The sequence below is a fragment of the Streptomyces sp. NPDC047049 genome, from assembly GCF_040643995.1.
GTDB classification, from domain to species: domain Bacteria; phylum Actinomycetota; class Actinomycetes; order Streptomycetales; family Streptomycetaceae; genus Streptomyces; species Streptomyces mooreae.
In genome coordinates this window covers 75,910-102,661 of the sequence record NZ_JBEYVM010000005.1, presented here as the reverse complement: position 1 = coordinate 102,661, position 26,752 = coordinate 75,910, and the positions used below count along the sequence as shown (strand labels likewise).

Here is a 26,752-nt window from a genome sequence, read left to right as displayed (position 1 = left end):
TTCACATCGGCTTCCTTTGAGGGTGCCCCCAAAACGAAGAAAGCGCATAGCCGGCCACTTGCCCTCGCGCCCGGCGGATGACGTTGTCCTGCACGGGCCCCTTGCCTGGGGGCCCGACGTCCGGAAGCAGTGCAGCCAGCGCAACGAGGGCTACAGGCTGGTGAGGATCTGCGGTGACAGGGTCTTGATCAGGGTGTTGGTCCAGCGCATCTGTCGCAGTGTTTGGGGGTGGCAGGTGGAGCTGAGGCTGAGCAGCCGGTCGTCCTTGGTGGCTTGTGCGGCCTGGGCGAGCATTTCCCAGTGCAGGGAGTTCTCCGCTGCGGCCAGGTGCAGTTGTCGGAGGTCGCGCAGAAGAAGCAGCCCGGGCTCGGGGCGGTGGCCCACCGCTTCGGACGCCTTGTTCCTGATGAGGGTTGCGAACACGCTGTCGCTGGGGGCGGCATCGCTCAAGCCGTCCAGGGTGAGGCCATAGTCGGCTGCGGTCTCGCTGAGCCGCTGAACGTGTTGCTTCGACCAGGTGGCCAGATCGTTGCCGATGTGGTGCACCTCGTGCTCGGCGCGGTGACGTTGGGCTGCGGTCGTGAGCCCTTCTGCGAGGTTCCGTTCCCCGTGGTGGAGAGTGCGCAGGATGATCTTGATGCCGTTCACAGATCGTCTCCAGCCGCGTCCCAGGTGGTGTCGCGTCGCTGGGTCACGTGCGCCGTCGGGCCTCCGTCGGTGGTGGGTGCGGCCGTGGGGTCGGCTGGGGCCGAAGCAGTGGTGGTGGGTGCCGGGGCCCGATGATGCCCGTTGCTGCGTTCGAGGAGGGTCAAGGCGGCGGCAGCGGTCTTGAACAGGGGCTGTTTGGAAACGGGGTCCCAGTCGGTGATGGTCGTCTCGTTCGCCGCCCGTGGTGGTGTCCGCTCGTCAGGGCCGGATCCGCCCGGGGTGTCCCAGTAGCCGTAGTGGAAGGGAATGAACAGCAGGCCTTGCCGTAGGTCGGTGATCCGCAGTCGGCCCTGCATCGCTCCGCGTGGACTGGTCACCTTCACCAGATCACCCTCCGACAGGCCGAGCCTCTGCGCGTCGGCGGTGGAGATCTCCACCCACACTTGCGGGGCGGCCGCGTTGAGCTGAGGGGCGCGGGCTGTTTTGGTACGGGTGTGGAAGTGATACACCGTGCGCCCCGTGGTCAGTTGGAACGGGTACTCCTGATTGGGCATCTCGTGCGGGGGCAGGTATTCGGCGGCCTTGAGCACGGCCTTGCCGTCGGGGTTCAGCGAGCGGTATTCCACCGGCTCCATCGTGGCGCCCGTCACCAGGTCCTTGCCGTAGGACTCGCAGTCGTCCGGGTGCGCCCAGCTGATGCCCTCGGTGTACAGACGGTGGGTGCCGTTCGGCGCCTGCTCGTTGCAGGGCCACTGGATGCCGCTGCCGCCACGCAGTAGGTCGTAGGTCAGGCCGGTGTAGTCACAAGGGCGTCCGGCGCTGCAGCGTTTCCATGCCTCGAATGCGCTTTCCGGGTCACGCCAGGGGATGAGGGGGCCGCCGTCCTTGTCGCGGAAATCCATCCGTGCGGCGTAGTCGAGGAAGATGTCGAGATCGGGTTTGGCTTGGCCGGGAGGTTCGACGGCCTTGTCGGACAGGTGCACGGTGCGGTCGGCGTTGGTGAACGTGCCGGTTTTCTCGCCCCACGTGGCGGCCGGCAGGACGACGTCGGCCAACTGGGCGGTCTCGGTCAAGTACAGATCCTGCACCACCGTGAACAGTTGCTCCTGAGCCAGGATGCCGCGGATGCGGGACAGTTCGGGCAGAGAGACAGCGGGGTTGGTGCCGCTGATCCACAGCATTTTCAGTGAGCCCTGCTCGGCGTACCGAAACATCTGCATGGCATGCGTGGGCGGTGCGTAATGCGGGATCGTCATCGGCTCGACGTTCCACACCCTGGCCAGATCGGCGACGTGCTCGTCGTTCTGCCAGTTACGAAAGCCCGGCAGGTCCCCATTGGCACCGCACTCGCGGGTGTTCTGAGCCGTGGGCTGGCCGTTCATCTGCAGCACGCCGGCGCCCGGCCGGCCCAGCATGCCGCGGATCAGGTGCAGGTTGTTGATCTGTACGGCGGCGGCCGTGGCCTGGTGAGACTGGTATACGCCCTGCAGCACCGTTGACAGCAACTGCTCGGCACTGCCCAGTACCTCAGCCGCCTCGGCGATCTTCGCGGCCGGCACGTCGCAGATGTCCGCCGCCCACGCCGGCCCGCAGTTCTTGACCCGAGCCGCCAGCTCCTCGTAGCCCACGGTGTGGGCCTCGATGTAGTCGTGGTCCACCCGGTCGGTCCGGATGATCTCGTGCAACAGCGCATTGAAGAGTGCCACGTTCGTCCCCAGCCGCGGCGCCAGATGCACCGTGGCACGCCGAGCCACCGGCGTGGGCCGCGGGTCCACGCACACCAGACGCGGCGGCTCCGCCCCCTCCAACCGGTCCAGGATGCGCATCCACTGCACCGGCTGCGTCTCGGCCAGGTTGTGTCCGAACAGTGCAATCACGTCGGAGTGGTCGATGTCGTCGTAACTGCCCGGCTGGCCATCGCAGCCGAAGGTCTCCTTGAGCGCCTCGGCCGCCGTCGAGGTACACAGACGGGTATTGCCGTCCAGATGGTTGGTGCCGATGCCGCCACGGGCAAGCACAGTGAGCGTGTAGTACTCCTCCAAGAACAACTGACCGGTGGTGTAGAAGCCGATCGCCCCCGGGCCGTCCTTGCCGAGCAAGTCCCGTGAACGGGACGCCACCAGGTTCATCGCGGTGTCCCAGTCGGTCTCCCTCAGCCGTCCGTCCCGGCGAACCAGCGGTTGGGTGAGCCGGTCGGGTGAGGCGTTCGCCTGCCACCCGAACAGGTCCTTCGGCCCCAGCCGCCCCCGGTTGACCCGATCCACGGCGCGGCCGCGTACCCCTACCATGCGGCCGTCGACGACCGCGACATCCATCGCGTCTCCATCGGAATGCAGAATCGACGCCGTCTGCACCCACTCCTCCACCATGCCGGGCTCGATGCCCTCTGCAAGGTAGGTATCCACCCGGGCAGGCCAGGGCCGGCTACGGTCGTACGGCACCCGACCACCCCACGGCTGCGCGATCCGGTCCACCGATGTCTCCATCATCTGCCTCCCGCTGACCGCCTACAGGTACCCCCGGCCACCGTCGGCTAATGCCACTACCTATACGGCCACCCATGCGAGCCAGTGCGTGCACGGTGTGGGTATCGCCGCTCACCGTGCAGAGAACCCCCGATCGGGCGAGGAGGTAATCGCGGTCACGGACGGCCGGGACGCCGTGCCGAACGGGCCCGCAGCCGCGGATGTCCTCCGTTCCGGTTGCGGCTTCCGTCAGGCTCTCGGCCGCCTGCCGTCACAGATGAGCCCGCGGCAGCGTCTCATTCCAGGTACGGGAGAACACCCGGCGGTCGTTCTCGAAACCGTCCAAGGTGGCGTCGACGAAGAACTCCGATTCACTGCATCGCAGCACCGTGCGGGTCTCGATGCCGAGAACTCCTGAGCGGCCACGCCGCATCACCCTCGTCCGCAACGGCCCGCTCCTGGTGGAGGGACCGGTGGAAGTGGTGGGCGAGGACGATGCGATAGCCGTCTCCCGACGCTTCACCGTCGCCATCTGCAGGTGCCGGCGCAGCCGCCGCTACCCCTGGTGCGACACCAGCCATCGCCAGCGCTCGAAGCCCACCTCCGACCCCGCCGAAAGCACCGGCTGCCCTGTTGCGGGCCGGCCCGCCGAAGGAGACCAGCGATGAAGGCCGACCCCGGAGCCGCCCGGTCCCGGCCGCGGCTTCCGCGACCGCGCGGCTACCTGTCCGACGCAGTGATCTCATGGCTCCGCACCGGGGAGGGCACCCTGCCGACCCGGGAGGACATCCAGCGCAAGCACCCCTACGGGGCAGATCCCCAGCTCGCCCTCTACGTGCTGTACGAACTGCACTACCAGGGATTCGACCGCGTGGACGACGAGCATGAATGGGCCCCCGAACTGCTGGTGGTGCGGCGCCACCTGGAGGAGGCATTCCTCCGAACCCTGCGTGCCGACGTCCCTGCGCTCGGCGCGCGGGAGGCGATGGCCGGGCTGCTGACCGAGCCCGCCGGCGGCGACGACAGCAGTATCAGCCACTACTTGAAGCGCGCCGGGCGGCTGTGGCAGCTGCGGGAGTACGCGGCCCTCCGCTCGCTGTACCACCTCAAGGAAGCCGACCCGCACGCCTGGGTCCTCCCCCGCCTGCGGGGCCGCGCCAAGGCCGGCATGGCCGCCATCGAATTCGACGAGTTCGGTGCCGGTCGCGCCGAGGACATCCACGCGCGGCTCTTCGCCGACCTCATGTCAGACCTCTCCCTGGAAACCGCCTACGGACACTACGTCGACCTGGCGCCCGCGGAGACGCTCGCCATCGTCAACCTGATGTCCCTGCTGGGCCTTCATCGGTCCCTGCGCGGGGCGCTGATCGGCCACTTCGCCACGGTCGAGGTGACCTCGTCGCCAGGATCACGACGCCTCGCGGAAGCCATGCGCCGCACCGGCGCCGGCGCCGCGGCGGAGCGGTTCTACGACGAGCACGTCGAAGCCGACGCCGTCCATGAACAGATCGTCCGCAGAGAGGTGGTCGAGGGCCTGCTGAAGGACGAGCCGGACCTCGAACCCGATGTCGCCTTCGGCATCGGTGCCACCGGGTTCTTGGAAGGGCGGCTCACCGGATATCTCCTCGCCGCCTGGCGGGAGGAGCGCAGTGCGCTGCCGGCCCCGTTGCCGCTCGTGGCCGCCGGACACCGCGAGCCAAAACCAAGCGGAGTGGGTGGGAGCTGAGGACCTTCCGCCAGTTGCACGACAAGCGGCTTGTGTCCCACCCACCGGCCCCGGGGCTGCGACTGCGTCCCGACGGCCGGCTCGTCTACGACGACATCGCGGCCGCCACTGTCTGACAACCCCGCCAGTTCGGCCGCGACGCAGAAGCATGCCTCTGGTAATGCCCGCAGAAGTCCTGGAGGGCCAACGGCGGTCTCCCCTCCACCATGATCAGGAGAAGATTGCGTGCACCTGGTCGACTGCTTCAGGCCCGTAGCCAACCGTGCCCACGGGGACCGCACCGTCGATCGCCTCGATGATGCGCCCGGCCCAAACGGGACCGAATCCTCCGCACAGTTCGATCAGCTGCGCTCCCTCGTCCACCAGGCGACGCGCGGCGTCAAGGCCCTGATCGGGCTTCTCCACCCCGACGAGGACGGTGCGGCACGTGCCGGTGTCCACCACGTGGACGTCGCCGCCTGCGGCGCTCCCGGCCGCCGTGTAGATGAATCCCCAGTGTGTGAGCGCCATGCGTGCAGCCCCCCTGTGACCGTCGAAGCCACCAGCCAAACACAAACAGGGTGAGAACGTCCCGGATCCGGCATAACCCGCGTGTGATCCAGGCCTCACCCCCGTGCAGTACGCCATCGGCGCGTCGACCCTCGCCACCGTCCTGGGGCCGCCAGATGCGGCGTGTGTCTGACTTGCAGGGGTATACGCAAGCGAGGCGCCGTGCGAGCGAAGGACGCTCAGGCCCGTACAGGTGGCGACAGCGGCGCACTGATGTCAGGAGAGGTGAGCTGTGTACCCGCTAGCCCCCAACGGATCGATCAGAAGTGAAATAAGCGATCAACAGCGGATCCGCACATGCCGTGCCGCCGTCGTCGAGGACGGCCTCTTCAAGGCGGAGGAGCCTCCCGGGAAAGAGGCCGACGAGAACATCGTCCGGGGTGATGACTGAACCTCCGGCGAGTGAGTACGTCGGGCGAGGGAACCCAAGTTCGCGCCGTTCGGTGAAGCCGACCTCATGGACGGGAGGCCGGAATTCCGGGTGACCGCCCCGCGCACACCAGGCCCGCTCATCGGTCGCTGCACTCGCCAACGACCACCGGTTGTCCTTGCCCCGGCCTGGCGCCACCTGTGCCGGCTCAGCCCGTGCCGCCTCGTTCGTACTCGCCCGACGGGTCGTCAGTAAGCATCTCCGCGGTCACGCAGGGACCTCCGCCGGGGATCCTCACCTCTCACGCGGTATCACAACTGCCCCTATGACGGGCACGGAGCGCCCCTGCACAGTGCGGCGAGGGACGCCTCACTTGCGGGCAGCGGTGATCGCCGCCTGATTCGGACAAGGCGGAGCGCCGACGGAGCTCACGGTCTCGAAGAAATCGATTCAGCATCGGCGGCCTTCGACAAAAAGCGCCGGGAGAAAGGACAAGGGCCGGTACACAGAGAACCTGAGCCGCTCCCTGTTCCACGAGCCGAGTGCGGTCAGACGCTCGAACTGACGCCGTGACAGGTGCCGCAGGCCGTAGCGCGTGGCTACGTTCTGGCCGGTCAGGGAATGGGGCGCGGGCCCGCGGAACACTGGTCACCCCAGACCAGGGACGCCAGCACTACGACGTGCCCACCTTCGCCGCCACATCAAGCGTCGACGACACAGCCATCCAAGTCGGCGGCACGACATTCGTCGGCCCGGACCACGTCTTCCGTATGCGGTCCGTACGCATCGAGGCATTCTCCGGCATGGCCGAGCCGAGCACCTGTACCAACTCATCAAGAAAGGCCGCGTGGAGGAATACGGTCAAGCCGCCTTCCAAAGCCGCTCCACCCCACACAACACCCAGAAAACCGGCAGCTGGGACGGGGCGATCTCCTTCCACGGCGACGGCACCGTCATGGCCCTGAGCGTCCTCCCCCTCCGCAGACGGCGAGCTCAGCTGAGACGTCGTCTTGATTGGCGTCCTAGCTGCCTGAACTCGGCAACCTCGCTCGTTCTGGGCTCCGGTGCATGAACATCATCGTGCGCTCGGCGATCGCGGAAGATTTGTCGTCATTGTTGGCTCTTTATAGCGAGCTGAACCCTGACGATGCACCCCTGCCCCATCAGTCCGCTGATGGCATCTGGGCGAATATCTGCAAGCAACAGGGCCGCACGGTGCTGGTTGCCGAGGCCGACGGTGTCGTTGTCGGTACTGCTACAGCTGGGCGAGGCAGCTGGCTGCTACAAGGCTCAGTTGCTGGCAGCCGACGACGAGTACGTGCACGCCTTCTACGAAGCCTGCGGCTTCAAGCCCCTGGCGCAAGGATTCCGCCGCTACCTCCGAGAGGAACACACCAGCACCACGGTGGCCTGATGGCCAGTCATTCGTGGCACAGACAGGGGCATAGCCGACCGACTCGTACCTGATCACCTGTGGCGTCTGTTCCAGTTGGTCGTCCCGAGCCACCGGTTCGACATGGCACTCAAGTACTCCGCGAACACCACACGCCGCGTCGCACGTCAGCATCTCTCCGCCGCCCAGAACGGAATCGCCCAGGGCCGCATCGCGGGGTCCGCAAAGGCCAGCACAAGGCGCAAAGATGCTCCGTAATCCTCGCTTCGCGGGCATGGTCTCCTACCCCGGCAAGCACCGAGTCCAAGCTGCCACGGCCGGGGATGGCTGGCGAAAGGCCAAGCCGGTTACGGGGACGCGTCAGGGAGTTCCAAAGACGCTCCCGTCACTTCCGCGGCACCTGCGCCTCACTCTCCGACATGGTGGACAAACGCTCCCCCGCTGGCCGGCAGTTGGCGTGGCGACTGTGGATCAACAGCAGTGCCGTCCTCGCTGAAGCGATCGGCGCTCCGGCCCGTCCGTTGCACGCCGCGCGCAGCGGATGCCCGGCTCGGCGCCGACACACAGTTGGCCACAGAGGGTGCTGCGGGCATAGATGTCGGCGTCCGGCCAGCCCTGTGCGCCGGCGGGCATGTCGGCGAGACGCCTATCGGCGTTCTGATTCCTGGTCCGCAGCCAGATGTTCTCGAACTGGGAGGCGGGCAGGTGGCAGACGTCGGAAACGATGACAAACATGCAGGTCAACGGCTCGGGCTCGTTCACCTCGAACGAGCCCGAGCCGGACCGTGCTGAGTTCGTGCTGACTCCGCTGCCGCCCTTCCGGCCGGTTGGGGGGTGTTGCGCTGGGTCGGTCTGGCTTCTCAGCGCGCGACGGGCGGATCCGGTGCGCCTGCCGTCGAGGGCCCGAGGAAGGCGGCGATCGCCGGACCGAAGTGCGACCGTGCCACCACCGGCCGCGGATTGACGGCGGTGGCCGTCCGCTGCGGCCCCAGCACGGCGCCCACCGCCAGCTTGGCGGCGCGGATCGCCGCCGGCGGCTGCGCGGCGATGGCAGCGGTGAGCCGGCCGGTGCGATCGGTGAGTTGCGCCGCGGGCACCTGGTGATCGGCCAGTCCGAGCGCCACCGCAGTGCGGGCGTCGACGAGCCGGCCGGTGTAGAGCAACTCCCGTGCCACGGACGGTCCGGCCACGGCGACCATGCGGGCGGCGAAGGCGGGGCTGGCGAGGATACCGAACCGGGCGATCGGCATCCCGATCCGGGCGGAATCCGCCATCAGCCGCAGGTCGCAGGCGAGGGCGAGCTGGCACCCCGCTCCGGCGGCGACCCCGCGGATCTCGGCGATCACCGGGACGGGACAGTCCTCGATCGCGGAGAACGCCTCTTCCATGTGCGCGAAGGACTCCTCGATGTAGCGGGGTTCCGCGTCCACCCAGTCGGTCATGTCGGAGCCGGCGCAGAATGTGTCCCCGTGCCCGCGGACCACCAGCACCCGCAACGACCGACAGGCGCCCAGTTCCCCGACTTGCCGGGCCAGCCGCGCCCAGGCCGCACCGGGCAGGGCGTTGCGCCGGCTGCCGTCACCGATGCGGATCTCGGCGACCGCCCCGGACCGGAACGTCGCGATGCTGACGTCGGGAGCGGGTACGGCGGTCACTTCACGGCCTTTCGCGCGCGCAGGTCGGACCACTTCCGCGGGCCGACCCCCATCGCGGTCAGCACCTGCGCGGTGTGCTCCCCGTGCCGGGGCGGCGGTGTGCGCACGGCCGCCGGGTGGTCGTACAGCTTGATGGGCGAGGCGAGCATGCGCAGGGGGCCGGCGTCGGGGTGGTCGAGTTCGGTGACCATGCCGCGCGCGACGACCTGGGGGTGTCGCAGCGCCTCGTCGACGGTGTTGATCGGTCCGACCGGTATCTCCGCCTCGGCCAGCAGCGTGGCCCATTCCTTGGCCCCACGGGCGCCCAGCGCGCCTTCGATGAGCGGAAGCAGCTCCTCGCGATGGCGGACCCGGTCCGAGTTGGTCACGAAGCGTGGGTCGTCGGCGAGTGCGGCGAGCCCGATCGCGGTGGCGAAGCGGCGCCACTGCCCCTCGTTTCCGGCGGCGACCATCAGGTGACCGTCAGCGGTGGGAAAGGCCTGGTAAGGCACGATCGTGGGATGGGCCGAACCGTGGCGCCGCGGAACGCTGCCGGAGGCGAAGTACCCCCCGGCAACATACGTCAGCCAGGCCACCTGGCCGTCCAGCAGCGACACATCGACCCAGTCGCCGGTACCGGTGTGCTCCCGGTTGCGGAGGGCCGCGAGGACGCCGATGGCGGCCCACATCCCGGCGGCCAGATCGGCCGGCGACACCCCGAAGCGCACGGGCGGCCCGGTGGGTTCACCGGTCACGCTCATGACGCCGCTGACCGCCTGCGCGATCGCGTCGTAGCCGGGCTCGTTCCGGTACGGCCCGGTCTGTCCGTACCCGCTGACCGAGGCATACACCACGGCGGGATTCCGTTCGCGGACCTCCTGGTAGCCCAGGCCGAGGCGGGCCGCCGTACCGGGCCGGAAGTTCTCCACGACCACATCGGCGGTGGTGGCCAACTCCCGTATCAGGGGAAGGCAGTCGGGGTCCTTGAGGTCGACGGCGATACCGCGCTTGTTGCGGTTGACGCTGTGGAAGTACGCCGCGTCCTCGCCCTGGAAGGGCGGTCCCCAGGCGCGGGTGTCATCTCCGGAGACGGGGTCCTCGACCTTGATCACATCAGCGCCCAGGTCGGCCAGCACCATGGTGCAGAACGGCCCGGACAGGATGCGGGACAGATCGAGGACCTTCAGACCGGTGAGGGCTCCGTCGTGGACGAGCCAGGGCTTGGGCTGTGGTGTGGTGCGCATGTGCGGTGTCACGCCTCTGTTCCGGTGGTTTCGCCTGGCGGCCGGACATTCAGGAACCCAGTTCGAGCAGGAGCTCCATGCAGATCGCGGTGGCATCGAGGAAGTAGTCGACGCGGAGGTTCTCGTTGGGCGCGTGGTTGGCCTGGTCGGCGTTGGCCAGCGGCAGGCCGATGCTGGGCACACCGAGGATCCCGGTGAAGACCCAGTCGGGAAGCGTGCCGCCGTAGGCGGGGATCAGCAGTGGATCACGCCCGGTCACCCGGGAGATGGCCCGCGCCACCCTGGGCGTATGGGGGTTGTCGATCGCGGTCCGGGAAGCCGGTACGCCACAGACCATGGTGACCGTCACCTCGGGGGCATGGACCCGCAGATGTGCGGCCACCCGCTCAAAGACCGCCTGCGGGTCCTGCCCCGGCGTCAGCCTGATGTCGATGCCCGCCTGCGCGGTGTCGGGGATGATGGTCCGGTCCACATCCCCCGTGGTGATCCCGTTGATCGTGAGCGCGGGGCGGTCGGCCAGCCGCTCATAGAAGGACAGCCCGTTGAACGCGGGGTCCATCTCGGTGAGTCCGATGTCCCCGAGGGCTTCCTGCAGGTCGAGCGGGAGGGCGGCGAACGCGGCGCGATCGGCGTCGGACAGCGGTTCCCGGCCGTCGTCGAAGCCCTCGACGAGGACCCGGCCGCTGGGGTCCTTGAGACTCGCCAGCGCATGGACCAGCCGCCATGCCGGGTTGGGCGCGACATTGCCGAAATTCCCGGAATGCAGCGGGTGGCTCGGACCGGTGACGCCGATCCGGAGACGGATCATGCCGCGGACTCCGTGCGAAACACACCATTCACCGGACTCATGCACCGATCGGTCGCTCCAGACCACGAGATCGCAGTCGAACAGTTCCTGGTGCGCGCGCAGGGTGTCCGCCAGATGGGGGCTGCCGATCTCCTCCTCGCCATCGAGGAGCACGGTAACCGTGCAGGGGAGTGCGCCGATGTGCTTGTCGAAGAGGCGCAGCGCCTGTAGGTGCGCATAGTGCTGCCCCTTGTTGTCACCGGTGCCGCGGCCCCAGATCCGCCCGTCCCGCAGGACAGGGGTGAAGGGATCGGAGTCCCACTTCTCGCGTGGCCCGGCCGGCTGGACGTCGTAGTGGCCGTAGAGCAGGACGTGCGGCGCTCCCGCCGGCCCCGCGCGGTGGCCGACCACCAGCGGCCGGCCCTTGCCGGCGAGCACCGACGGGGTCAGGCCGGCCCGCCTGACCTCTTCGACGGCGACATCGGTCGCGGCGGGGAACCCCTCGCCGGTCATGCTCACACTGGGATGGCTGACGTACGCCATCAGTCCGGCGATGAGTTCGCCCTGGCACCCCTGGACGAGTTCGCGCGGCGTGGCGGGGAGTTGGGTGCGGATCGTGGAAGCGTCAGTCATTGTTGACCTCGTTCTTTCTGGGCACTGCGGACGGGGCGCCGGTCAGGCGTGGTGTGTCCGGGCAGGGATGGACAGGGCGGCGCGGAGGATGTCGTGGGTCAGCGCACGGTGAGGAAGCGGCGGGCGGCCAGCAGGGAGGCGATGCTCAGGGCGCCGACCGCCATGATGTAGAAGCTGGGCGAGAGGTGACTGCCGGTGGCAGCGATCATCCAGGTGATGACCACGGGCGCGAAGCCGCCGAAGGACATGACGCCGATGTTGTAACTGAGCGACAGGCCGGTGCCGCGGGTCGCGGTCGGGAAGGCCTCGGACATCAAGGCGGGCAGTGCACCGAAGTAGCAGGCCTTCAAGACACCCAGGATGAACATCACCACGCCCATGACCAGCAGCGACGGACTGCCCGACAGCAGCAGGAACAGCGGGTAGATGCTGAGGATCATGGCTGCCCCGGCGATGAGCATGACCTTGATGCGGCCGATCCGGTCCGAGAGATGGCCGACCAGGGGAGTGAGAGTCGTCAGTGCCACGCCGGACACCGCCGCCCCGATGAAGCCGGCGGAGGACGGCAGCCCGAGGACCTCGTGTGCGTAGGTCGGCATATAGACGATCACGTAGGTCACCGCGGTGGACATCGCCAGTGCGCCGACCATGAGAAGCACCGGCGCCTTCTGGTTCCGGAGCACCTGGCGGATCGGGGTCACCGCGACCTCTCCCGCCGTCGCGACGTCGGTGAATTCGGTGGTCTCCGGGACATGACGGCGGATCAGGTACCCCACCGGGCCGATCAACAGGCCGACGATGAACGGAATGCGCCAGCCCCAGGAATCCAACTGCGCGCCGGAAAGGCTCAGACTGAGTACGGTGCCGAAGGTCGCGGCCAGCAGCGTCGCCGCGCCCTGCGAGGCGAACTGCCAACTCGCCATGAATCCCCGTCGGCCGGGGACTTGTTCGGCCAGGAACGCGGTCGCGCTGCCGAACTCCCCACCCGCTGAAAATCCTTGCAGCAGACGGGCCAGCAGAATCATTACCGGTGCGGCCATTCCGATGGACTCATAGGTGGGCATCACGGCGATCAGCAATGTGCCGATCAGCATGAGCTGAATGGTGAGCAGGAGCGCGGCCTTCCGCCCGGCGCGGTCCGCATACGTTCCCAGGACCAGCGCGCCCAAGGGCCGGACCAGATACGAGACCCCGAACGTGCCGAAAGCGAGCATCAGCGACACCGTCGGATCGCCGGCCGGGAAGAATGCCTTGGAGATCGAGGCCGCGAAGAATCCGTACGAGGTCAGGTCGTACCACTCCAGCATGTTCCCGGCGGTGGCCGCGAGCACGGCACGCCGTGCTCGGCTCTTACTGACAGGCTTCTCGGCATCCATCTGATCTGTCTCTCTCAGGGTCGTCACGAGTGTCACTCCCTCGAATCGAGCAGGCGAACCGCCGCGAAGGGGCGACACCGCCGATGGGCGAGTCCGAAGCGGAAAAACGGATCCGGCAACTCGTTGAGCGATGACGCTAGAGCCACCCGATCGTTCGCACAATCGCAACTTCTAGAACACCTGATTGCCCAAAAGGCAACGCACAGTGGAATTCCCTCACGCCGCGGGAAGGTCCGCCCATCGCGTGATCCCGCCGGGGACGACATGAGTGCCGTGCCGGGCCGCCAGCGCGGAGACGATGCCGTTCCCCCGACCGTGTTCCGCCGGGTTTCGGCCGTCGGCAGGCCGGGGCACGGACCCGGCGGGACCCGCGTCGGTGACCTCGATACGCAGCGCACGAGGCCCCTCGGCCACCGTCCGCGACAGCTGGAGCACGGCCGGCGGGAGCGCATGGGTGATCGCGTTGGTGACCAGTTCCGAGATCACCAGGACCGCGTCCTCAATGGTGGCGGGAGGCAGATTCCAGCCGGTCAGCACGGTCAGCGCCCGTCGGCGCACCAGGCCGACGGCCTCCGGTATATGCGGCAGCGGAATGCAGAATCCGGGGTCCCGGCCCGGCATCGCATACGAGCCGGAGTCTTCGGTGGGAGCTGTCGCATTCATCGTTTTCCCCTGCCGCGGCCGCCTGCGGGAGGGTGCACACCCGAGCGATTAAGGGAACCTCGGGCCGACCGCTGGCTGATCGACGAGTGAGCCGTACGAGAGACGTACGAGAGACGCTTTTCGTCTTACGGTCCGCCCGGCCGGGTGAGCCCGCAGGGCATGGAACGAAGGTAGACACAGCCCGACCATTCACACAATCGCAATTTATGGAACAATTCGTTGCCCGAAAGGCAATGCCCTTATACGCTTGACGGCATGCTGAACAGTCCGGCTCTTGAGTACTTCCTCGAAGTGGTCCGCACCGGCTCGGTCAATGAGGCATCCAGGCGACTTCTGGTCGCCGGCTCGGCCATCAGCCGGCAGATCGGAAAACTGGAGCAGGAGATCGGGGTACCGCTCTTCGAGCGCCGTCCGCGGGGAATGGTGCCGAGTGAGGCGGGCGCCCTTTTGGCCGCTTATGCGCGCCGCGCCGCACTGGAAACCGATCAGGTGCTCGCGGACATCCGAGGCCGCGGCCGGCTGGGGACCACGGTCCGGGTGGCCAGTTCACAGGGCATCGCACAGGAATTCCTCCCGCACGCCATGGCTTCCTTCCGCAAGGACCACCCGGGCACCACCTTCCAGCTTCCCGTGGTGGCCCCCTCGCAGGCCACCCAAATGGTCCAGGACGGCACGGTCGACCTCGCCATGACGTTCAGCCTCGCACCCATTCCCGACGTCCGCGTGATCCACGCCCAGCGCGCCCCGATCCAGGCCCTGGTCCGCTCCGATCACCCCCTCGCCGACCACAACGAAATCCATCTGCACGACCTCCTCCCCTATCCGGTCGTCCTCATGGAGGAAGGCGCCACCAACCGGCGCCTTTTCGACCTCTGCTGCGCGATCGAGGGAATCAGCTTCGAACCCCTGCTGGTCACTTCCAGCTCCAGCGCCCTGTCGGCCTTCGTGAAAGAGGCCAACGCGGTGTCCCTGATCGGCCACATCAGCATCCATGAACGCCTGCGCATCGAGGGTCTGCAGGCCATCGCCATCCTCAACCCGGAAATGCACCTCCGCACCATCCAGATCCAGGCCATGGTCGGCCGTCAACTCACCGCGGCGGTACAGGAATTCGCCGACCACCTCATCCGCCGGCTCGGAGAAACGGAGGTGTAGCACCGACGCCTGGGACACTGCAGCCGCCCCACGGTCTCAGGCACTCGGAAGCCAGCCCGCGCCCATCGGCCACAAGCCGACGACGTCCTGGCGACGAGATCTCCGTGCTCCACATCGCCAACGTGGACACGCGCGGCCGCCGCGGCCGCCAGGACAGGAACTGCGCATCGCGTAAGCACGCAGCCTGCTGGGACTCGGACTTCGGGTCGCGGGAGGAGGTCGTGCTCGCGGAGTCGGCTTCGCCGGAGTGGGCGCGCTCCTTGTTCACCGTGCGGCGGCTATCTCCTTGGCCCGCTTCCGCGCAGTGCCGCGTTCCTCTGCCTGCTCCTCGATGTGCTGAGACCGGAGGGCCGCTGATCACGAAGGCGGAGCAGGCAGCGCCGCTGATTCCCCTGTGCTCCGGCGCGGCGCCATGGAGATGCCGCTGCGACGCCGTCGGCAGGCGCGCCGCCCACGTGGCAGCGCACGGTAAGGGGCGCATCAGCCCGCCGCTGAAGCATTACTCGTATCCGCAGGTCAGCAGCGTGAGTATGGGAGGCGGCGGAGATGAGTAACGGGGTGAACACAGCACTTCGCGTGGAGGGGGCCGTGATCGATGCCCTTTCCAGGGCGAGTGGCCCGGCATCGCCCCCGGTGCGGCGTCGTTCGGCGCAGCCATGGCGGAACGCCGAACATTGCGGAGAGAGGGGCCCGCGGGCCGTGCCGGCCGCGCGTGAGCCCTTTGTGCGGCCGCGCCTTCGCCGAGAGGGCGCTCTGCCGCTGGGGTGTTTCCGGGGCAGCACGGGACTCCGGCCGCGTCGTCAGTCACGTGTCAGTGCCGCGTCAGCTCTTCCTCAGGCCGGTCCTGACGATAGGCGTATCAGGTCTCGTTCGGCCGTGCACCGCTCACCGCCAGGTGTGCCGGGCTGCCGGCCCCGGAGGAGAGGGCGAAGATGGCGATTGATCCGGTCATTCTCCCTTTGCGGCGCTGGATAGACGACAACGTCGATCACTTTCAGCCCCCTGTGGGCAACAGGGAGTTGTGGAAGAACGGCTCCCAGTTCATTTTCATGGTGTCCCGGGGGCCCAACTCGCGCAATGACTTCCATATCAGCCCGAGCGACGAGATCTTCTATCAGCTCACCGGCGATATCCGGGTCGACTATCTGGACGGGGACGGACGCTTCGAGAGCGTGACCGTCCGCGAAGGCGATGTCTTTCTGATGCCCGCGGGGGTGCCGCACTGTCCGTTGCGTCCCGCCGGGACGTGGGGAGCGGTCATCCAGCGGGTGCGCACCGAGCAGGAGCCCGATTGCATCCTCTGGTACTGCAAAACCTGCGGTGACCGGCTCAACGAGACGTGGTTCGGGCTGGCGGACATCGAGATCCAGGTCAAGGGCGCCATCGAGCGGTTCAACGGCAGCGAGGAACTGCGGACCTGCGCGAACTGCGGCACCGTACACGACGTGGCCGGGCCGTTCGTGATGCCGCAGCAAGCCGTGGCAGGCGGCGGCCGACGGGACGGAGCGCCTGGTCATGACGCGTAGTCAGGGACACCGGGGCGTCGTCGCCGACCAGGCGGTGCCGCGGGGCAGGTATCCGCACCTCCGGCGGGTCGGCGACTTCGTCTTCGTCTCGGGAATCAGTTCACGACGTGCGGACAACACTCATATCGGTGCGGAGGCCGATGAGTTCGGCACGGTGCGGCTGGATATCCGCGCACAGACCCGCGCGGTGATCGAGAACATCGCACGGATACTGGCCGCCGAGGGATTGGGGCTCACCGACATCGTCGATGTCACCAGTTTCCTCGTCAGCATGAATGACTTCGCCGGATACAACGAGACCTATGCGGAGTTCTTCGACTTCGACGGCCCCACCCGCACCACCGTGGCCGTCCATCAACTCCCGCACCCGCACCTCCTGATCGAGATGAAGGTCATCGCCTTCAGCCCGGCCGAGGGTTCGCGGTAGCACATCCGGCTCATCAACGAAGGAGGATCGACCACATGGGTGCGCGCACTGCACAGGAGTACCTTGAGGGCCTCAACGACGGCAGAGAGGTCTGGATCGGCGGGGAATCGGTCAAAGACGTCACCGCCCACCCCGCGCTGCGCCGCGGGGCGAGTTCGATCGGCGCCTGGCTCGGCCGGCAGCACGAAGCGGAGCTGCGGGACGTTCTCACCTTTCCCTCACCCGAGTCGGGCGAACGCGTCGGCATGTCCTTCCTGCGCCCGGTGACCCGGGAAGACCTCGGCAGGCGTTCCGCCGCCTTTCTCGAAGCCGCACGGTGGAGCGGCGGAATGCTGGGCCGCACGCCCGATTACCTCAACTCGTCGTTCATGGCGCTGGCTTCGGCCTCGGAGTTCTTCACCGCGGTCAATCCCGAGTTCGGCCGGAACATCCAGGCGTACTTCCGCCACCTGCGGGAGAACGACGTCACGCTCACCCACACCCTGGTCAATCCGTCGGTCAACCGACGGCTCACCGATCAGGGAATCCCCAGCTCACAGGTCGCTCTGCAGATCGTCCGGCACACCGACCGCGGCATCGTGGTGCGCGGGGCGCGGCTCCTCGCCACGCTCGGTCCGCTGGCCGACGAGCTGGTGGTGTTCCCGTCCACCTCGCTCAAGGACGACCCGTCGTCGACCCGTTACGCCTTCGCGTTCGCCATCCCCTGTGCCACCCCCGGTCTGCGTTTTCTGTGCCGGGACAGCTACGACACGGGCCGGCCGGTCTTCGACGCCCCGCTCTCCGCCCGGTTCGAGGAGATGGACGCCGTCGTCGTCTTCGACGATGTCGAGGTGCCCTGGGAGCGGATCTTCCTGCTGGAGGACCCGTCCTCGTGCAACGCGGTGCATTCCGCGACGCATTCACTGATCCACATGATGCACCAGGTCGTCTGCAAGAACATCGCGAAAGCCGAGTTCATGGTCGGGCTGCTGTGCGCGATGACCTGGGCCAACCAGCGTGACCGCGCCCCGCAGACACAGGCGCAGATCGCCGAGGCGATGTGTGTGGTGGAGCTGATGAAGGCCTGTCTGACCGCGAGCGAGGCCAACTCCCGGCCCGACCAGTGGGGCACGATGACGCCCGACCGGATGCCGCTGGACGCCGCCCGCAACGTCTTCCCGCAGCAGTACCAGCGGCTGGTCGAACTGATCCAGCTCCTCGGGTCCAGTTCGCTGATGGCCACGCCTGCCCAGGCCGATCTGACCTCGGCGATCGCCGGTGACATCGACGCCTACTTCGCCCTGGAGAACCTTGAAGCCCCGCAGCGCATCGGGCTGTTCCGGCTCGCCCAGGAAGTCGCCGTATCGGGCTTCGGCGCGCGGCAGGCACTCTACGAGCGCTTCTTCTTCGGCGCACCGGAACGGGTGGCGGGCATGCTGTTCCAGGCGTACGACAAGGAACCCCTCACCAAGAGGATCTTCGACTTCCTCGACCGCCCGGACGGCCTCGCCGACGGTTCGGTGCGGCGGGACACGGCATCGGAGGCCGCTGATGGACGCTGACTCCTTCCGCCGGGCGCTGGGCAGCTTCCCCAGCGGCGTGACGATCGCGACCACCGCCGATGCGGACGGCGAGGCATGGGGCATCACCGTCAGCGCCTTCTGTTCCGTGTCCCTGGCGCCGCCCCTGGTGCTGTTCTGCCCGGCGGTGTCCGCGCGCTCCCACGAGGTGTTCCGGCGGGCCGAGCGGTACGCGATCAACGTGCTGCGCCCCGAGCACCGCACGCTCGCCCTGCGGTGTGCCAAGCCCGGCGCCGACAAGTTCGCCCGCGCCGGATTCCGTACCGAAGGCGGAGTTCCGGTCCTGCCCAGCGCGCTGGCCAGCCTGGTCTGCCGGGCCCACGCGCGCTACGACGCCGGTGACCACAGCATCCTCGTCGGCGAGGTCGAAAGCGTCCGGGTGCACGACGGACCGCCGCTGGTGTACTTCGACCGCGAGTTCCGCGAGCTGTCACCCGCACCGCTCCTCGCGCCACCCGGCCGGGTGGACCGCTACCGCGACCTGCCGCGGTGCGAAACGGCTGGCACCGACGGAAGCAATGCCGCCTGACCAAAGGTCCGCTGACCGGGGATGTTACCCTTCTCACATGCGAGTTCAGCTGCTCGGACGGCTGGAAGTCCGTGAGGCGGAACAGCTGGTTCCTCTTGAGGGGCCCCGGCAGCGGACCTTGCTGGCCCTGCTCACACTGCACAGCGGAACGGTGCTCTCGAGCGACCGCATCCTCGCCGAGGTCTGGGGCGAGGAACTGCCCGCGCACCCGGCGAACACCCTTCAGGCGCAGATCTCGCGGCTCCGGGCGTTGCTGGGCAGCAAGCGGATCGCCACCGCGAGCGGCGGCTACACCCTGGACGTGGACCGCGACGACGTCGACGTCTACCGGTTCGAGGCCCTGGTGGCGGCCGGACGCACCGCGCAGCGGTCCGGTGAGCCGGAGGCCGCTGCCGCCACCCTGTCCGAAGCGCTCGCCCTGTGGCGCGGACCCGCCCTCGCCGATGTCCTGGACAGGGACTTCGCCCGGACCGAGGCCGGTCGCCTCGACGAGTTGCGGCTCATCGCCCTGGAGAGCCGCATCGAGGCCGACCTCGCCCTGGGCCGGCATGCCGAGGTCGTCCCGGAGCTGTCCGCACTCACCGAGGCACATCCGCTCCGGGAGCACTTCTTCGCCCTGCTCATGACCAGTCTGTACCGCGCCGGCCGCCAGGCCGAAGCCCTGCGGGTGTTCCGCAAGGCCCGCGCCCAGCTCGTCGACGAGCTGGGGGTCGACCCGAGCGAGGAACTGCAGCGGCTGGAGCAGCGGATCCTGATCCACGACGCGGGCCTGCTCGGCCCCGCATCCTCGCCGGCCCCCCAGGCGGCGCCGTCGGCCGCGCGCGCCACGGGCAATCTGCGCAGCCCCCTGACCAGCTTCGTCGGACGTCATGACCTGCTCGGCCAGGTACGGCAGTTCCTCCGTTCATGGCGACTGGTCACCCTGACCGGGGCCGGCGGGACCGGGAAGACCCGCCTCGCCCTGGAAGCGGCCGACGCCGCCGATCTTCCGCTGCCCGACGGCGTATGGGTGGTGGAACTGGCGCCGGTCTCCGAACCGGACCGGGTCGCCGACGCGGTCCTGCAGGCCCTCGACGTCCGGTCACAGCCGTCCACCACCATGCAGGCGGCGCCCGCTCCGGGCACCGTACGGCCCGCCGTCGAGCGGCTGCGGCAGTACCTCCAGGAAAAGCAGCTGCTGCTGGTGCTGGACAACTGCGAACACCTCGTCGAGGCCGTCGCCGAGCTGGCGGAAGCGCTGCTGCGGGACTGCGGACGGCTGCGCATCGTCACCACCAGCCGGGAACCGCTCGGGGTCCCCGGCGAGATGCAGTTGCCCGTACCGCCCATGCGCTACCCCGGGCCGGCCGAACAGGACCCCGAGGCCATCGCCGGCCACGAAGCGGTACAGCTCTTCGTGGAGCGCGCCCGTGCCGTCCGCCCCGGCTTCCGCCTCTCCGAGGGGAACGCCGTGCCGGCCGGGGAGATCTGCCGCCGGCTGGACGGCATTCCGCTGGCGATCGAACTCGCCGCCGCCCGCACCAAGACGATGTCGCCCAGGGAGATCACCCGGGACCTGGCCGACCGCTTCGGGCTGCTGACGGGAGGTTCCCGCACCGCGACGGCGCGCCACCGCACCCTGGCGGCGATGGTCGACTGGAGCTATGAGCTGCTGTCCGCGGCGGAGCGGGCGGTCTTCGACCGGCTGTCGGTGTTCTCGGGCGGTTTCACCGTGGACGCGGCGGCGGCGGTCTGCGCCGACCTGCCGGAGCGGGACGCGGCGGCCGTGCGGGACTGCCTCGACCGCCTGGTCAACAAGTCCCTGGTCACCGTCGAGGTGGGAACGGGCGACCACGCGCGTTACGAGATGTTGGAGACGATCCGGGAGTACGGCACCGCACGGCTGCACGCCACCGAGGGCTACGGAAAGGTACGCGACCGGCACGCCGCGTACTTCCTCGCGGTCGGCGAAGAGGGCGGACGCCAGGTGCGCGGTCCCGACCAGCCCGTATGGCTGGCCACCCTGCAACGTGAGACGGGCAACCTCGACACCGCCCTGGACTGGCTGCTGGGACGCGGGGAGGCCGAGCCGGCGCAGCGGATGGCAGGCGCCCTCGCCTGGTACTGGTGGATCCGGGCCGAGCACCAGAGCGGCATGCGGCGGCTCCTGGCAGCGCTGGAGCTGGACGGCCGCGAGACCTCGCCCACCGTCTACGCACTCGCTCTCGCCTGGGCGTCCCACCTCGCGCAGAACGCTCACGACCTCGACGCCGCCGTGCGCCTCGGGCAGCAGGCCCTGGACGTCGGGGCGGCGGCCGGCAGCCCGGACTCCGATCTCGCCCTCGCCTCGGCCTTTCTGGCGCATGCGCTGATGCGCCAAGGGGAGCACGCCGAGGCCGCCCCGCATATCGCCCGTGCCTTCGACGGACTGGACGAGGCCACCGACCACTGGGTACTGGCGAGTTCCTATCTCGTCGCCGGGCTCGGTGCGTTCTGGCAGGGCGATGTCGAACGCGCCACGGAGCGGTTCACCCACGCCCTGACGCACTACCGCCGCAGCGGCGACCAGTGGGGCGTCCTGCGCGCCCTGTTCCGCCTCGGTGCGGTCAGCGAGTGCCGCGGTCACTACCGCGAGGCGACGGCGCTCGCCGACGAGGGGCTCGGCCTGGCCCGGCGCCTCGGCCTGGCCGAGATGGTCGCGGCCCGGCTGGCCGACCTGGGGCGGCTGGCAATCCTCCGCGGCGAACCGGACACCGCCCGTGGCCGGTTGCACGAGTCGTTGGACACCGCTGCCTGGATCGGCGCGGAGGAGCCCGCCGCCGGCGCCCGCAACAACCTCGGCATCCTCGGTCGTGCCGAGAAGGACCTGGAACGGGCCGGTGCCCTGCACAGCAGTGCCCTGGAGTCCTACGAACGGATGGCCCTGTCCAGGGAAGCGGGGATGTCCCGGGTCTGCCTGGGCCTGGTGCTGGTCGACCGCGGGAAGACGGCCGAGGCACGGGAATGCTTCGAGCGCGCCATCGCCGCCGGCGAGTCGGTGCACGACCCGTGGCTGCTGGCCATGGGTCTCGAAGCCCTGGCCGGGGCGGTCTGCCGGACCGACCGGCAGCGCGCCGCCGGCCTGCTGGGCCGGGCACGGCAGATCCGCGAGGAGACGGGAATGCCCACTCCGACCTGGCTGGCCGACGATGTGGACCGCACCACTAAAGCCGTTCAGAGCTAGGCGCCACCGCCACCGACGCCGCACCCAGTGACTCGACCACCGCACGCACCTGCGACCCCGGACGCAGCGGAACCGCCGCGGTAGCACCGCCGGCGAGCACCACCCACCCCGCCCGCAGCGGCATCCCGGCCCGACCGGTCAGCCGTGCCGCGGCCACCAGCGAACGCCAGGGGTCCCCGAGGATCGAGGCGGTGGCCCCGGCCTCGGCGGTCCGGCCGTCCACCTCCAGGAGCACCCCGCGGCAGTCCAGCGACGGCGGTACGGGCCGCCAGGCGCCGAGGACGAATCCGGCGGCGGACGCGTTGTCGGCCACCACATCCGCCAGCGTGAAGCGGAAGTCCGCATAGCGGGAGTCGATGATCTCCAGGGCGGGGGCGACCGCGGTCACCGCCGAGGTGATCGTCTCCGGCGGTGCGCCAGGAGGGATGTCGCGTCCGACCAGGAACGCGACCTCGGGCTCGACCCGCGGATGGATGAAGTGGTCCGGTGCGATCCGGTCGCCCTCCGGGACCAGCATGGCGCTGGTCAGACGTCCCCAGATGACCTCGTCCACGCCCATCTGCGCCATCTTCTGCCGACTGGTGAAGCCCATTTTCACCCCCACCAGACGTTCGCCGCGGCCCAGCCGCCGGGCGACGGCCAGCTCCTGTACCGCGTAGGCGTCCGCGACACTCAGCGCAGAACCTTGCGAGGGCTGCGCGGTGACCTCACCCCGCCGGGCCGCCTCATCGAGCCGCGCGGCGATGCTTTCCCTGGGAGTCAGTCCACTCATGCCGGCCTCTCACACGTCGTCTGCGGTGTGTGCCTGGTTGCCGCGGTCGCGCGCCAGGTCGAGCGCAACGTCCACGATCATGTCCTCCTGTCCGCCCACCATCGCCCGGCGGCCCACCTCGACGAGGATCGAGCGGGCGTCCACGCCGTACCGGCTCGCGGCGCGTTCGGCGTGGCGGAGGAAGCTCGAATAGACCCCGGCATAGCCGACCGCCAGGGTCTCCCGGTCCACTCGGACCGGACGGTCCTGCAACCGGCGGACGAGTTCGTCCGCGGCGTCCATGAGCGGGAACAGCTGACAGCCGTGCGGCCGGCCCATCAGGGTGGCCGTGGCGATGAAGACCTCCAGCGGGGCGTTGCCCGCTCCCGCGCCCTGGCCCGCCAGCGAGGCGTCCACCCGGCAGGCGCCGTGTTCGACGGCCACCACGCTGTTGGCGACGCCGAGGGAGAGGTTGTGGTGGGCGTGGATCCCGATCTCGGTCTCCGGCCGCAGCACCGCACGGTAGGCGCTGACCCGCGCGGCCACCCCGTCCATCGTCAGCCGTCCCGCGGAATCGGTGACATAGACGCAGTGCGCGCCGTACGACTCCATCAGCCGGGCCTGCTCGGCAAGGACCGCCGGCGGCGCCTGGTGCGACATCATCAGGAAACCGGCCACGTCCATACCGTGCTCCCGGGCCCAGGAGATGTGCTGGGCGGCGATATCCGCCTCGGTGCAGTGCGTGGCGATACGGACGCTGCGCACCCCGAGATCCCGGGCCTGCCGGAGATCGGCGATGGTGCCGATTCCCGGCAGCAGCAGCGTCGTCAGCCGCGCCCGGGTGACCGTCTCGGCGACGGCCTGGATCCACTCGGCGTCGGTGTGCGCGCCGTGACCGTAGTTCACGCTGGAGCCGGCCAGACCGTCCCCGTGCGCGATCTCGATCGCATCGACTCCGGCCCGGTCCAACGCCCCGGCGATCAGCCGTACTTGGTCCAGGCTGTAGCGGTGTCCGATGGCATGCATCCCGTCGCGGAGCGTCACGTCCTGGATATAGAGCTTCCGGCTGCTTTCCTTCGCCGTTCCCGGCGTCGTGTCCTTCGCTGCGACGTCCTTCACCGTGCTCACCTGGCCGCTGCCTTTCTCCGGAGTTCCACCAGGCGCTCGGCCGTACGCACCGCGGCGGACGTCATGATGTCCAGGTTTCCGGCGTACTCCGGCAGGAAATGGCCGGCTCCGGAAACCTCCAGGAAGACGGATACCTGAAGGCCCGTGAAGGAGCCGCCGAGTGCGGGGACATGGCGGGGCATCCCGATGCGCTCGAATTGCACGGACTGCTTCAGCCGGTAGCCGGGCACATACGCGCGGACGGCGGACACGGCGGCCTGCACCGCGGCGCTGATCTCGTCCGGATCGCCGTCCGGGCACAGGCAGTGCACGGTGTCCCGCATGATCATCGGCGGTTCCGCCGGGTTGAGGATGATGATCGCCTTCCCCCGGCCCGCGCCGCCCACCTGCTCGATGGCGCGCGCGGTCGTCTCCGTGAACTCGTCGATATTGGCCCGGGTTCCGGGCCCGGCCGACCGCGCGGCGATGGTGGCCACGATCTCGGCGTACGCCACCGGTGCCACGTCGTTGACCGCGGCCACGACGGGAATCGTGGCCTGGCCGCCGCACGTCACCATGTTGAGGTTCTGGGCGTCGAGTTGGTCGAGATTGACGCTCGGCACCACGTAGGGACCCAGTGCGGCAGGGGTGAGGTCGATGAGGGTTTTGCCATGGGGGCTCAGCACCGCCGCGTTGTGCAGGTGCGCGCGGGCGGATGTCGCATCGAAGACGATCTCGATCTCCTCGAACCCGGGCAGCCCGGACAGGCCCTCGGCGCCCGATGCGGTGGTCGGTATGCCCAGCCGATGAGCGCGTGCCAGCCCCTCAGAGGCGGGGTCGATGCCCGCCATGGCGGTCATCCGCAGACTGCCCGACTGCCGAAGGATCTTGACCATCAGGTCGGTGCCGATGTTGCCGGACCCGATAACGGCGACCGGTACTGTCATGAGTGCTCTCCCTTCGCGAACGCCGCTCGTACCGAACCGAGCCCGGAGACCTGTGCTTCGTAGACGGTCCCGGGCGCCACGCGGACCATGGGGCCGAGGGCACCGGAGAGCACCACATCGCCGGCGGCGAGCGGGTGGCCGGTCCTGGCCAGTCGGCGGGCGAGCCAGGTCACGGCGTTCACCGGGTGTCCCAGGCACGCCGCGCCGGCTCCGACGGACAGCGGTTCGCCACCGGCCGTCAGGACCGCTCCGCTCTCCCGCAGATCCAGTCCCTCCAGACGCCGTGGGGTCCCGCCCAGAAGGAACAGGCCACTGGAGGCGTTGTCGGCGACCGTGTCGACGATGTCGATGTCCCAGGCGGCGATCCGCGAGTCGACCACTTCGATCGCCGGCACCACATACGCGGTCGCCCGCAGCACATCGGCCGTCGTCGTCCACTCCTCGGCGAGGCCGCTCTCCAGGACGAAGGCGACCTCCACCTCGATACGCGGGTCGATCAGCCCCGTGAGGCCGATTTCCTCGGCGTCGCACACCGCCATATCGCCGAACAGCACCCCGAAATCCGGTTGCTCGACACCCATCTGCTGCTGCACTGCCGGTGAGGTCAGTCCGATCTTGCGGCCGACGAGCCGTCGTCCCACCGTAAGTGAGCGCCGCGTGTTCACTTCCTGAACCGCATACGCGGCCTCGATATCGCCGGCACCCAGCAGTGCGCGGACCGGAGCGCAGGGCAGATTGTTCACCCGCGCGTTCCAGAGCCGTCGCGCCGCTTCCGCGATGCCGTCGTTATCCGTGCTCGGAGGCATGCTGAGGGCTCCTTTCGGCATTTCGTTGGCGTGCCCGGATTCGCGGATCGGACGCCGGACAGCCACACCCTGCTCCCCGGCTCTGCTGCGGGCCTGACACGGCGCTGATACCGCGGCCCGGCCGCCCGCCCGGGTACGTCAGCCCGTCGTCAGCTGCGCCTCAGCCAGGGCTCCGAACATGGTCGCCACTCCCGAGGCGCACGAGGTCCACGGACGGATTCCGACCACGTGGTCGTGGGGCCTCTTCAAGAAGGAGGAGATGTGCACCCGTTGCTACGCCTGAGTGATGAGGTCGAACAGGCCCTGTGGGAAGGGCGGCCGGTGGTGGCTCTGGAGACCACCGCCATCAACCACGGACCGCCGTACCCGGGAAATCTGGAGTGGGCGCTGGCCCTCGACCGAGCGGTGCGCGAGGGAGGCGCGACGCCCGCAATGATCGGAATCGCCGGCGGACGCTTCGTCGTCGGAATGAGCGGGAGCGAACTGGAGCAATTCGCCGCCACCGAGCACATTCCCAAGGCCAGTACGCGGGACATCGGGCTGATCCTGGCGTCCGGCGGCCTCGGGGCCACCACCGTGGCCTCCTCCTTGCTCATCGCCGAACACGCCGGGATTCCGGTGCTGTCGACCGGAGGCATCGGAGGAGTGCACCGCAATGCCCCGATCACCTTCGACATCTCCGCCGACCTCATGGAACTGACCCGCAGACAGGTCGCCGTGGTGTGTTCGGGTGCCAAGACCATTCTCGACGTGCGGCTCACCCTGGAATATCTGGAGACGCTGGGGGTGCCGGTCATCGGCTATCGGTGTGCCGACTTCCCGGCCTACTACTGCACCTCCAGCGGGTTTCCCAATCCGCAGCGGGCCGATGAGCTCACGACCCTGGCCGCGGCCATCGGCCTGCACTGGGAGGCCGGGGCGACGGGATCGGTGGTGGTCACCTCGCCCGTCGAAGCCGAGGACGCGCTGGACGGCGACCGCGTCGAGCGGGCGGTCCAAGAAGCCGTGCGGCAAGCCGAACGCGACGGTGTGCAGGGCGCGGCCAGCACCCCGTACCTGCTGAAGGCGGCAGCCACGGCGACCGGGGGACGGAGCGCGGCGGCCGGCCGCGCTGTGCTGATCAGCACGGCGCGGCTGGCCGGACGGGTGGCCGGTGCCCTCGCGGAACACCAGGCCGCTGAGCGCGGTGCGGACCGTGCTCCGGGATCAGGACGGCAGACGGCCGGGCCGGCGACGTGTGGAAGCGAGTGAGACG

23 protein-coding genes and 1 pseudogene are annotated in these 26,752 nt (G+C 68.9%); 10 read left to right on the top strand and 14 right to left on the bottom strand.

What is annotated here, in order from left to right:
- Window positions 1-150: 150 nt before the first annotated feature.
- Window positions 151-648: a hypothetical protein gene (locus ABZ851_RS14820; protein ID WP_361126521.1), complete on the bottom strand. Its 498-nt coding sequence runs from the start codon at window positions 646-648 to the stop codon at window positions 151-153.
- Window positions 645-3,134 carry a nitrate reductase gene (locus ABZ851_RS14815; protein WP_361127328.1) on the bottom strand — a complete coding sequence of 830 codons (2,490 nt, stop codon included), beginning with the start codon at window positions 3,132-3,134 and terminating at the stop codon, window positions 645-647. The genes ABZ851_RS14820 and ABZ851_RS14815 overlap by 4 nt, the downstream gene beginning before the upstream one ends.
- Before the next feature lie 380 nt (window positions 3,135-3,514).
- Between ABZ851_RS14815 and ABZ851_RS14810 the strand changes: the two genes are divergently transcribed.
- Together ABZ851_RS14810 and ABZ851_RS14805 are read left to right on the top strand one after the other, a co-directional pair.
- Window positions 3,515-3,781 (top strand): CDGSH iron-sulfur domain-containing protein, encoded by a 267-nt coding sequence (locus ABZ851_RS14810; protein WP_361126518.1) that lies wholly within the window; start codon window positions 3,515-3,517, stop codon window positions 3,779-3,781.
- On the top strand, window positions 3,778-4,839 hold the full coding sequence (locus ABZ851_RS14805; RefSeq protein ID WP_361126515.1) for an iron-containing redox enzyme family protein: 1,062 nt from the start codon (window positions 3,778-3,780) through the stop codon (window positions 4,837-4,839). Before ABZ851_RS14810 ends, ABZ851_RS14805 begins: the two co-directional genes overlap by 4 nt.
- 210 nt (window positions 4,840-5,049) lie before the next feature.
- On the opposite strand, the gene ABZ851_RS14800 is transcribed toward ABZ851_RS14805, so the two are convergent.
- Complete coding sequence (locus ABZ851_RS14800; protein WP_361126512.1) at window positions 5,050-5,349, bottom strand: DUF6506 family protein; 300 nt, start codon at window positions 5,347-5,349, stop codon at window positions 5,050-5,052.
- Window positions 5,350-7,001: 1,652 nt separating this feature from the next.
- On the opposite strand from ABZ851_RS14800, the gene ABZ851_RS14795 reads away from it, so the two are divergent.
- Window positions 7,002-7,172: a hypothetical protein gene (locus tag ABZ851_RS14795; RefSeq protein WP_361126509.1), complete on the top strand. Its 171-nt coding sequence runs from the start codon at window positions 7,002-7,004 to the stop codon at window positions 7,170-7,172.
- 450 nt (window positions 7,173-7,622) lie between these two features.
- Here ABZ851_RS14795 and ABZ851_RS14790 read toward each other — a convergent pair whose 3' ends face one another.
- The 6 genes from ABZ851_RS14790 to ABZ851_RS14765 all read right to left on the bottom strand — a co-directional run bounded on the left by ABZ851_RS14790 (window position 7,623) and on the right by ABZ851_RS14765 (window position 13,488).
- Window positions 7,623-7,913, bottom strand: a complete 291-nt coding sequence (locus ABZ851_RS14790) for a hypothetical protein (RefSeq protein ID WP_361126506.1) — start codon at window positions 7,911-7,913, stop codon at window positions 7,623-7,625.
- 98 nt (window positions 7,914-8,011) lie between these two features.
- Window positions 8,012-8,806 carry an enoyl-CoA hydratase/isomerase family protein gene (locus ABZ851_RS14785; protein ID WP_361126503.1) on the bottom strand — a complete coding sequence of 265 codons (795 nt, stop codon included), beginning with the start codon at window positions 8,804-8,806 and terminating at the stop codon, window positions 8,012-8,014.
- Window positions 8,803-10,029: a CoA transferase gene (locus ABZ851_RS14780; RefSeq protein WP_361126500.1), complete on the bottom strand. Its 1,227-nt coding sequence runs from the start codon at window positions 10,027-10,029 to the stop codon at window positions 8,803-8,805. Before ABZ851_RS14780 ends, ABZ851_RS14785 begins: the two co-directional genes overlap by 4 nt.
- A gap of 49 nt (window positions 10,030-10,078) precedes the next feature.
- Complete coding sequence (locus tag ABZ851_RS14775) at window positions 10,079-11,449, bottom strand: M20/M25/M40 family metallo-hydrolase (protein WP_361126497.1); 1,371 nt, start codon at window positions 11,447-11,449, stop codon at window positions 10,079-10,081.
- A gap of 98 nt (window positions 11,450-11,547) precedes the next feature.
- Entirely contained in the window at window positions 11,548-12,852 is a 1,305-nt protein-coding gene (locus ABZ851_RS14770; RefSeq protein WP_361126494.1) for an MFS transporter, read from the bottom strand.
- Between the two features lie 189 nt (window positions 12,853-13,041).
- The gene (locus ABZ851_RS14765) at window positions 13,042-13,488 is read right to left on the bottom strand and encodes an ATP-binding protein (protein ID WP_361126491.1); all 447 of its coding nucleotides are present in this window, start codon (window positions 13,486-13,488) and stop codon (window positions 13,042-13,044) included.
- A gap of 255 nt (window positions 13,489-13,743) precedes the next feature.
- Between ABZ851_RS14765 and ABZ851_RS14760 the strand changes: the two genes are divergently transcribed.
- On the top strand, window positions 13,744-14,643 hold the full coding sequence (locus ABZ851_RS14760) for a LysR family transcriptional regulator (RefSeq protein WP_361126488.1): 900 nt from the start codon (window positions 13,744-13,746) through the stop codon (window positions 14,641-14,643).
- 196 nt (window positions 14,644-14,839) lie between these two features.
- On the opposite strand, the pseudogene ABZ851_RS14755 reads toward ABZ851_RS14760, so the two are convergent.
- Window positions 14,840-14,976 (bottom strand): annotated as a pseudogene (locus ABZ851_RS14755) (plasmid stabilization protein); the annotation flags it as partial.
- Between the two features lie 599 nt (window positions 14,977-15,575).
- On the opposite strand from ABZ851_RS14755, the gene nbaC reads away from it, so the two are divergent.
- Genes nbaC through ABZ851_RS14730 form a run of 5 tightly spaced genes read left to right on the top strand, consistent with a single transcriptional unit; the run spans window position 15,576 to window position 21,886 of the window.
- Window positions 15,576-16,169: a 3-hydroxyanthranilate 3,4-dioxygenase gene (gene nbaC, locus ABZ851_RS14750; RefSeq protein WP_361126485.1), complete on the top strand. Its 594-nt coding sequence runs from the start codon at window positions 15,576-15,578 to the stop codon at window positions 16,167-16,169.
- Window positions 16,159-16,596 carry a RidA family protein gene (locus ABZ851_RS14745; protein ID WP_361126482.1) on the top strand — a complete coding sequence of 146 codons (438 nt, stop codon included), beginning with the start codon at window positions 16,159-16,161 and terminating at the stop codon, window positions 16,594-16,596. Before nbaC ends, ABZ851_RS14745 begins: the two co-directional genes overlap by 11 nt.
- 35 nt (window positions 16,597-16,631) lie before the next feature.
- Complete coding sequence (gene hpaB, locus ABZ851_RS14740) at window positions 16,632-18,137, top strand: 4-hydroxyphenylacetate 3-monooxygenase, oxygenase component (RefSeq protein WP_361126479.1); 1,506 nt, start codon at window positions 16,632-16,634, stop codon at window positions 18,135-18,137.
- Entirely contained in the window at window positions 18,127-18,684 is a 558-nt protein-coding gene (locus tag ABZ851_RS14735) for a flavin reductase family protein (RefSeq protein WP_361126476.1), read from the top strand. Before hpaB ends, ABZ851_RS14735 begins: the two co-directional genes overlap by 11 nt.
- A 37-nt stretch (window positions 18,685-18,721) precedes the next feature.
- Window positions 18,722-21,886: a BTAD domain-containing putative transcriptional regulator gene (locus ABZ851_RS14730; protein WP_361126473.1), complete on the top strand. Its 3,165-nt coding sequence runs from the start codon at window positions 18,722-18,724 to the stop codon at window positions 21,884-21,886.
- Here the strand turns inward: ABZ851_RS14730 and ABZ851_RS14725 are convergent.
- From ABZ851_RS14725 to ABZ851_RS14710, 4 genes are read right to left on the bottom strand one after another with little or no spacing between them, the layout of a single operon-like run.
- Window positions 21,867-22,658 (bottom strand): fumarylacetoacetate hydrolase family protein, encoded by a 792-nt coding sequence (locus tag ABZ851_RS14725; RefSeq protein WP_361126470.1) that lies wholly within the window; start codon window positions 22,656-22,658, stop codon window positions 21,867-21,869. The genes ABZ851_RS14730 and ABZ851_RS14725 overlap by 20 nt on opposite strands.
- Window positions 22,659-22,667: 9 nt before the next feature.
- Window positions 22,668-23,756 carry a 4-hydroxy-2-oxovalerate aldolase gene (dmpG, locus tag ABZ851_RS14720; RefSeq protein ID WP_361126467.1) on the bottom strand — a complete coding sequence of 363 codons (1,089 nt, stop codon included), beginning with the start codon at window positions 23,754-23,756 and terminating at the stop codon, window positions 22,668-22,670.
- A 5-nt stretch (window positions 23,757-23,761) separates the two neighbouring features.
- On the bottom strand, window positions 23,762-24,691 hold the full coding sequence (locus ABZ851_RS14715; protein ID WP_361126464.1) for an acetaldehyde dehydrogenase (acetylating): 930 nt from the start codon (window positions 24,689-24,691) through the stop codon (window positions 23,762-23,764).
- Window positions 24,688-25,497, bottom strand: a complete 810-nt coding sequence (locus ABZ851_RS14710) for a fumarylacetoacetate hydrolase family protein (RefSeq protein ID WP_361126461.1) — start codon at window positions 25,495-25,497, stop codon at window positions 24,688-24,690. The genes ABZ851_RS14715 and ABZ851_RS14710 overlap by 4 nt, the downstream gene beginning before the upstream one ends.
- A gap of 261 nt (window positions 25,498-25,758) precedes the next feature.
- On the opposite strand from ABZ851_RS14710, the gene ABZ851_RS14705 reads away from it, so the two are divergent.
- Window positions 25,759-26,748, top strand: coding sequence for a pseudouridine-5'-phosphate glycosidase (locus ABZ851_RS14705; RefSeq protein ID WP_361126458.1), 990 nt, complete (start codon window positions 25,759-25,761; stop codon window positions 26,746-26,748).
- Window positions 26,749-26,752: the final 4 nt, after the last annotated feature.

Bases quoted from the DNA above. Each gene is read 5' to 3' on its own strand.
- ABZ851_RS14800 (WP_361126512.1), bottom strand. From the start codon at position 5,349: ATGGCGCTCACACACTGGGGATTCATCTACACGGCGGCCGGGAGCGCC.
- ABZ851_RS14775 (WP_361126497.1), bottom strand. From the start codon at position 11,449: ATGACTGACGCTTCCACGATCCGCACCCAACTCCCCGCCACGCCGCGC.
- ABZ851_RS14765 (WP_361126491.1), bottom strand. From the start codon at position 13,488: ATGAATGCGACAGCTCCCACCGAAGACTCCGGCTCGTATGCGATGCCG.
- ABZ851_RS14725 (WP_361126470.1), bottom strand. From the start codon at position 22,658: ATGAGTGGACTGACTCCCAGGGAAAGCATCGCCGCGCGGCTCGATGAG.
- ABZ851_RS14780 (WP_361126500.1), bottom strand. From the start codon at position 10,029: ATGCGCACCACACCACAGCCCAAGCCCTGGCTCGTCCACGACGGAGCC.
- ABZ851_RS14735 (WP_361126476.1), top strand. From the start codon at position 18,127: ATGGACGCTGACTCCTTCCGCCGGGCGCTGGGCAGCTTCCCCAGCGGC.
- ABZ851_RS14715 (WP_361126464.1), bottom strand. From the start codon at position 24,691: ATGACAGTACCGGTCGCCGTTATCGGGTCCGGCAACATCGGCACCGAC.
- ABZ851_RS14745 (WP_361126482.1), top strand. From the start codon at position 16,159: ATGACGCGTAGTCAGGGACACCGGGGCGTCGTCGCCGACCAGGCGGTG.
- ABZ851_RS14760 (WP_361126488.1), top strand. From the start codon at position 13,744: ATGCTGAACAGTCCGGCTCTTGAGTACTTCCTCGAAGTGGTCCGCACC.
- hpaB (WP_361126479.1), top strand. From the start codon at position 16,632: ATGGGTGCGCGCACTGCACAGGAGTACCTTGAGGGCCTCAACGACGGC.
- ABZ851_RS14730 (WP_361126473.1), top strand. From the start codon at position 18,722: ATGCGAGTTCAGCTGCTCGGACGGCTGGAAGTCCGTGAGGCGGAACAG.
- nbaC (WP_361126485.1), top strand. From the start codon at position 15,576: ATGGCGATTGATCCGGTCATTCTCCCTTTGCGGCGCTGGATAGACGAC.
- ABZ851_RS14710 (WP_361126461.1), bottom strand. From the start codon at position 25,497: ATGCCTCCGAGCACGGATAACGACGGCATCGCGGAAGCGGCGCGACGG.
- ABZ851_RS14810 (WP_361126518.1), top strand. From the start codon at position 3,515: ATGCCGAGAACTCCTGAGCGGCCACGCCGCATCACCCTCGTCCGCAAC.
- ABZ851_RS14815 (WP_361127328.1), bottom strand. From the start codon at position 3,134: ATGGAGACATCGGTGGACCGGATCGCGCAGCCGTGGGGTGGTCGGGTG.
- ABZ851_RS14805 (WP_361126515.1), top strand. From the start codon at position 3,778: ATGAAGGCCGACCCCGGAGCCGCCCGGTCCCGGCCGCGGCTTCCGCGA.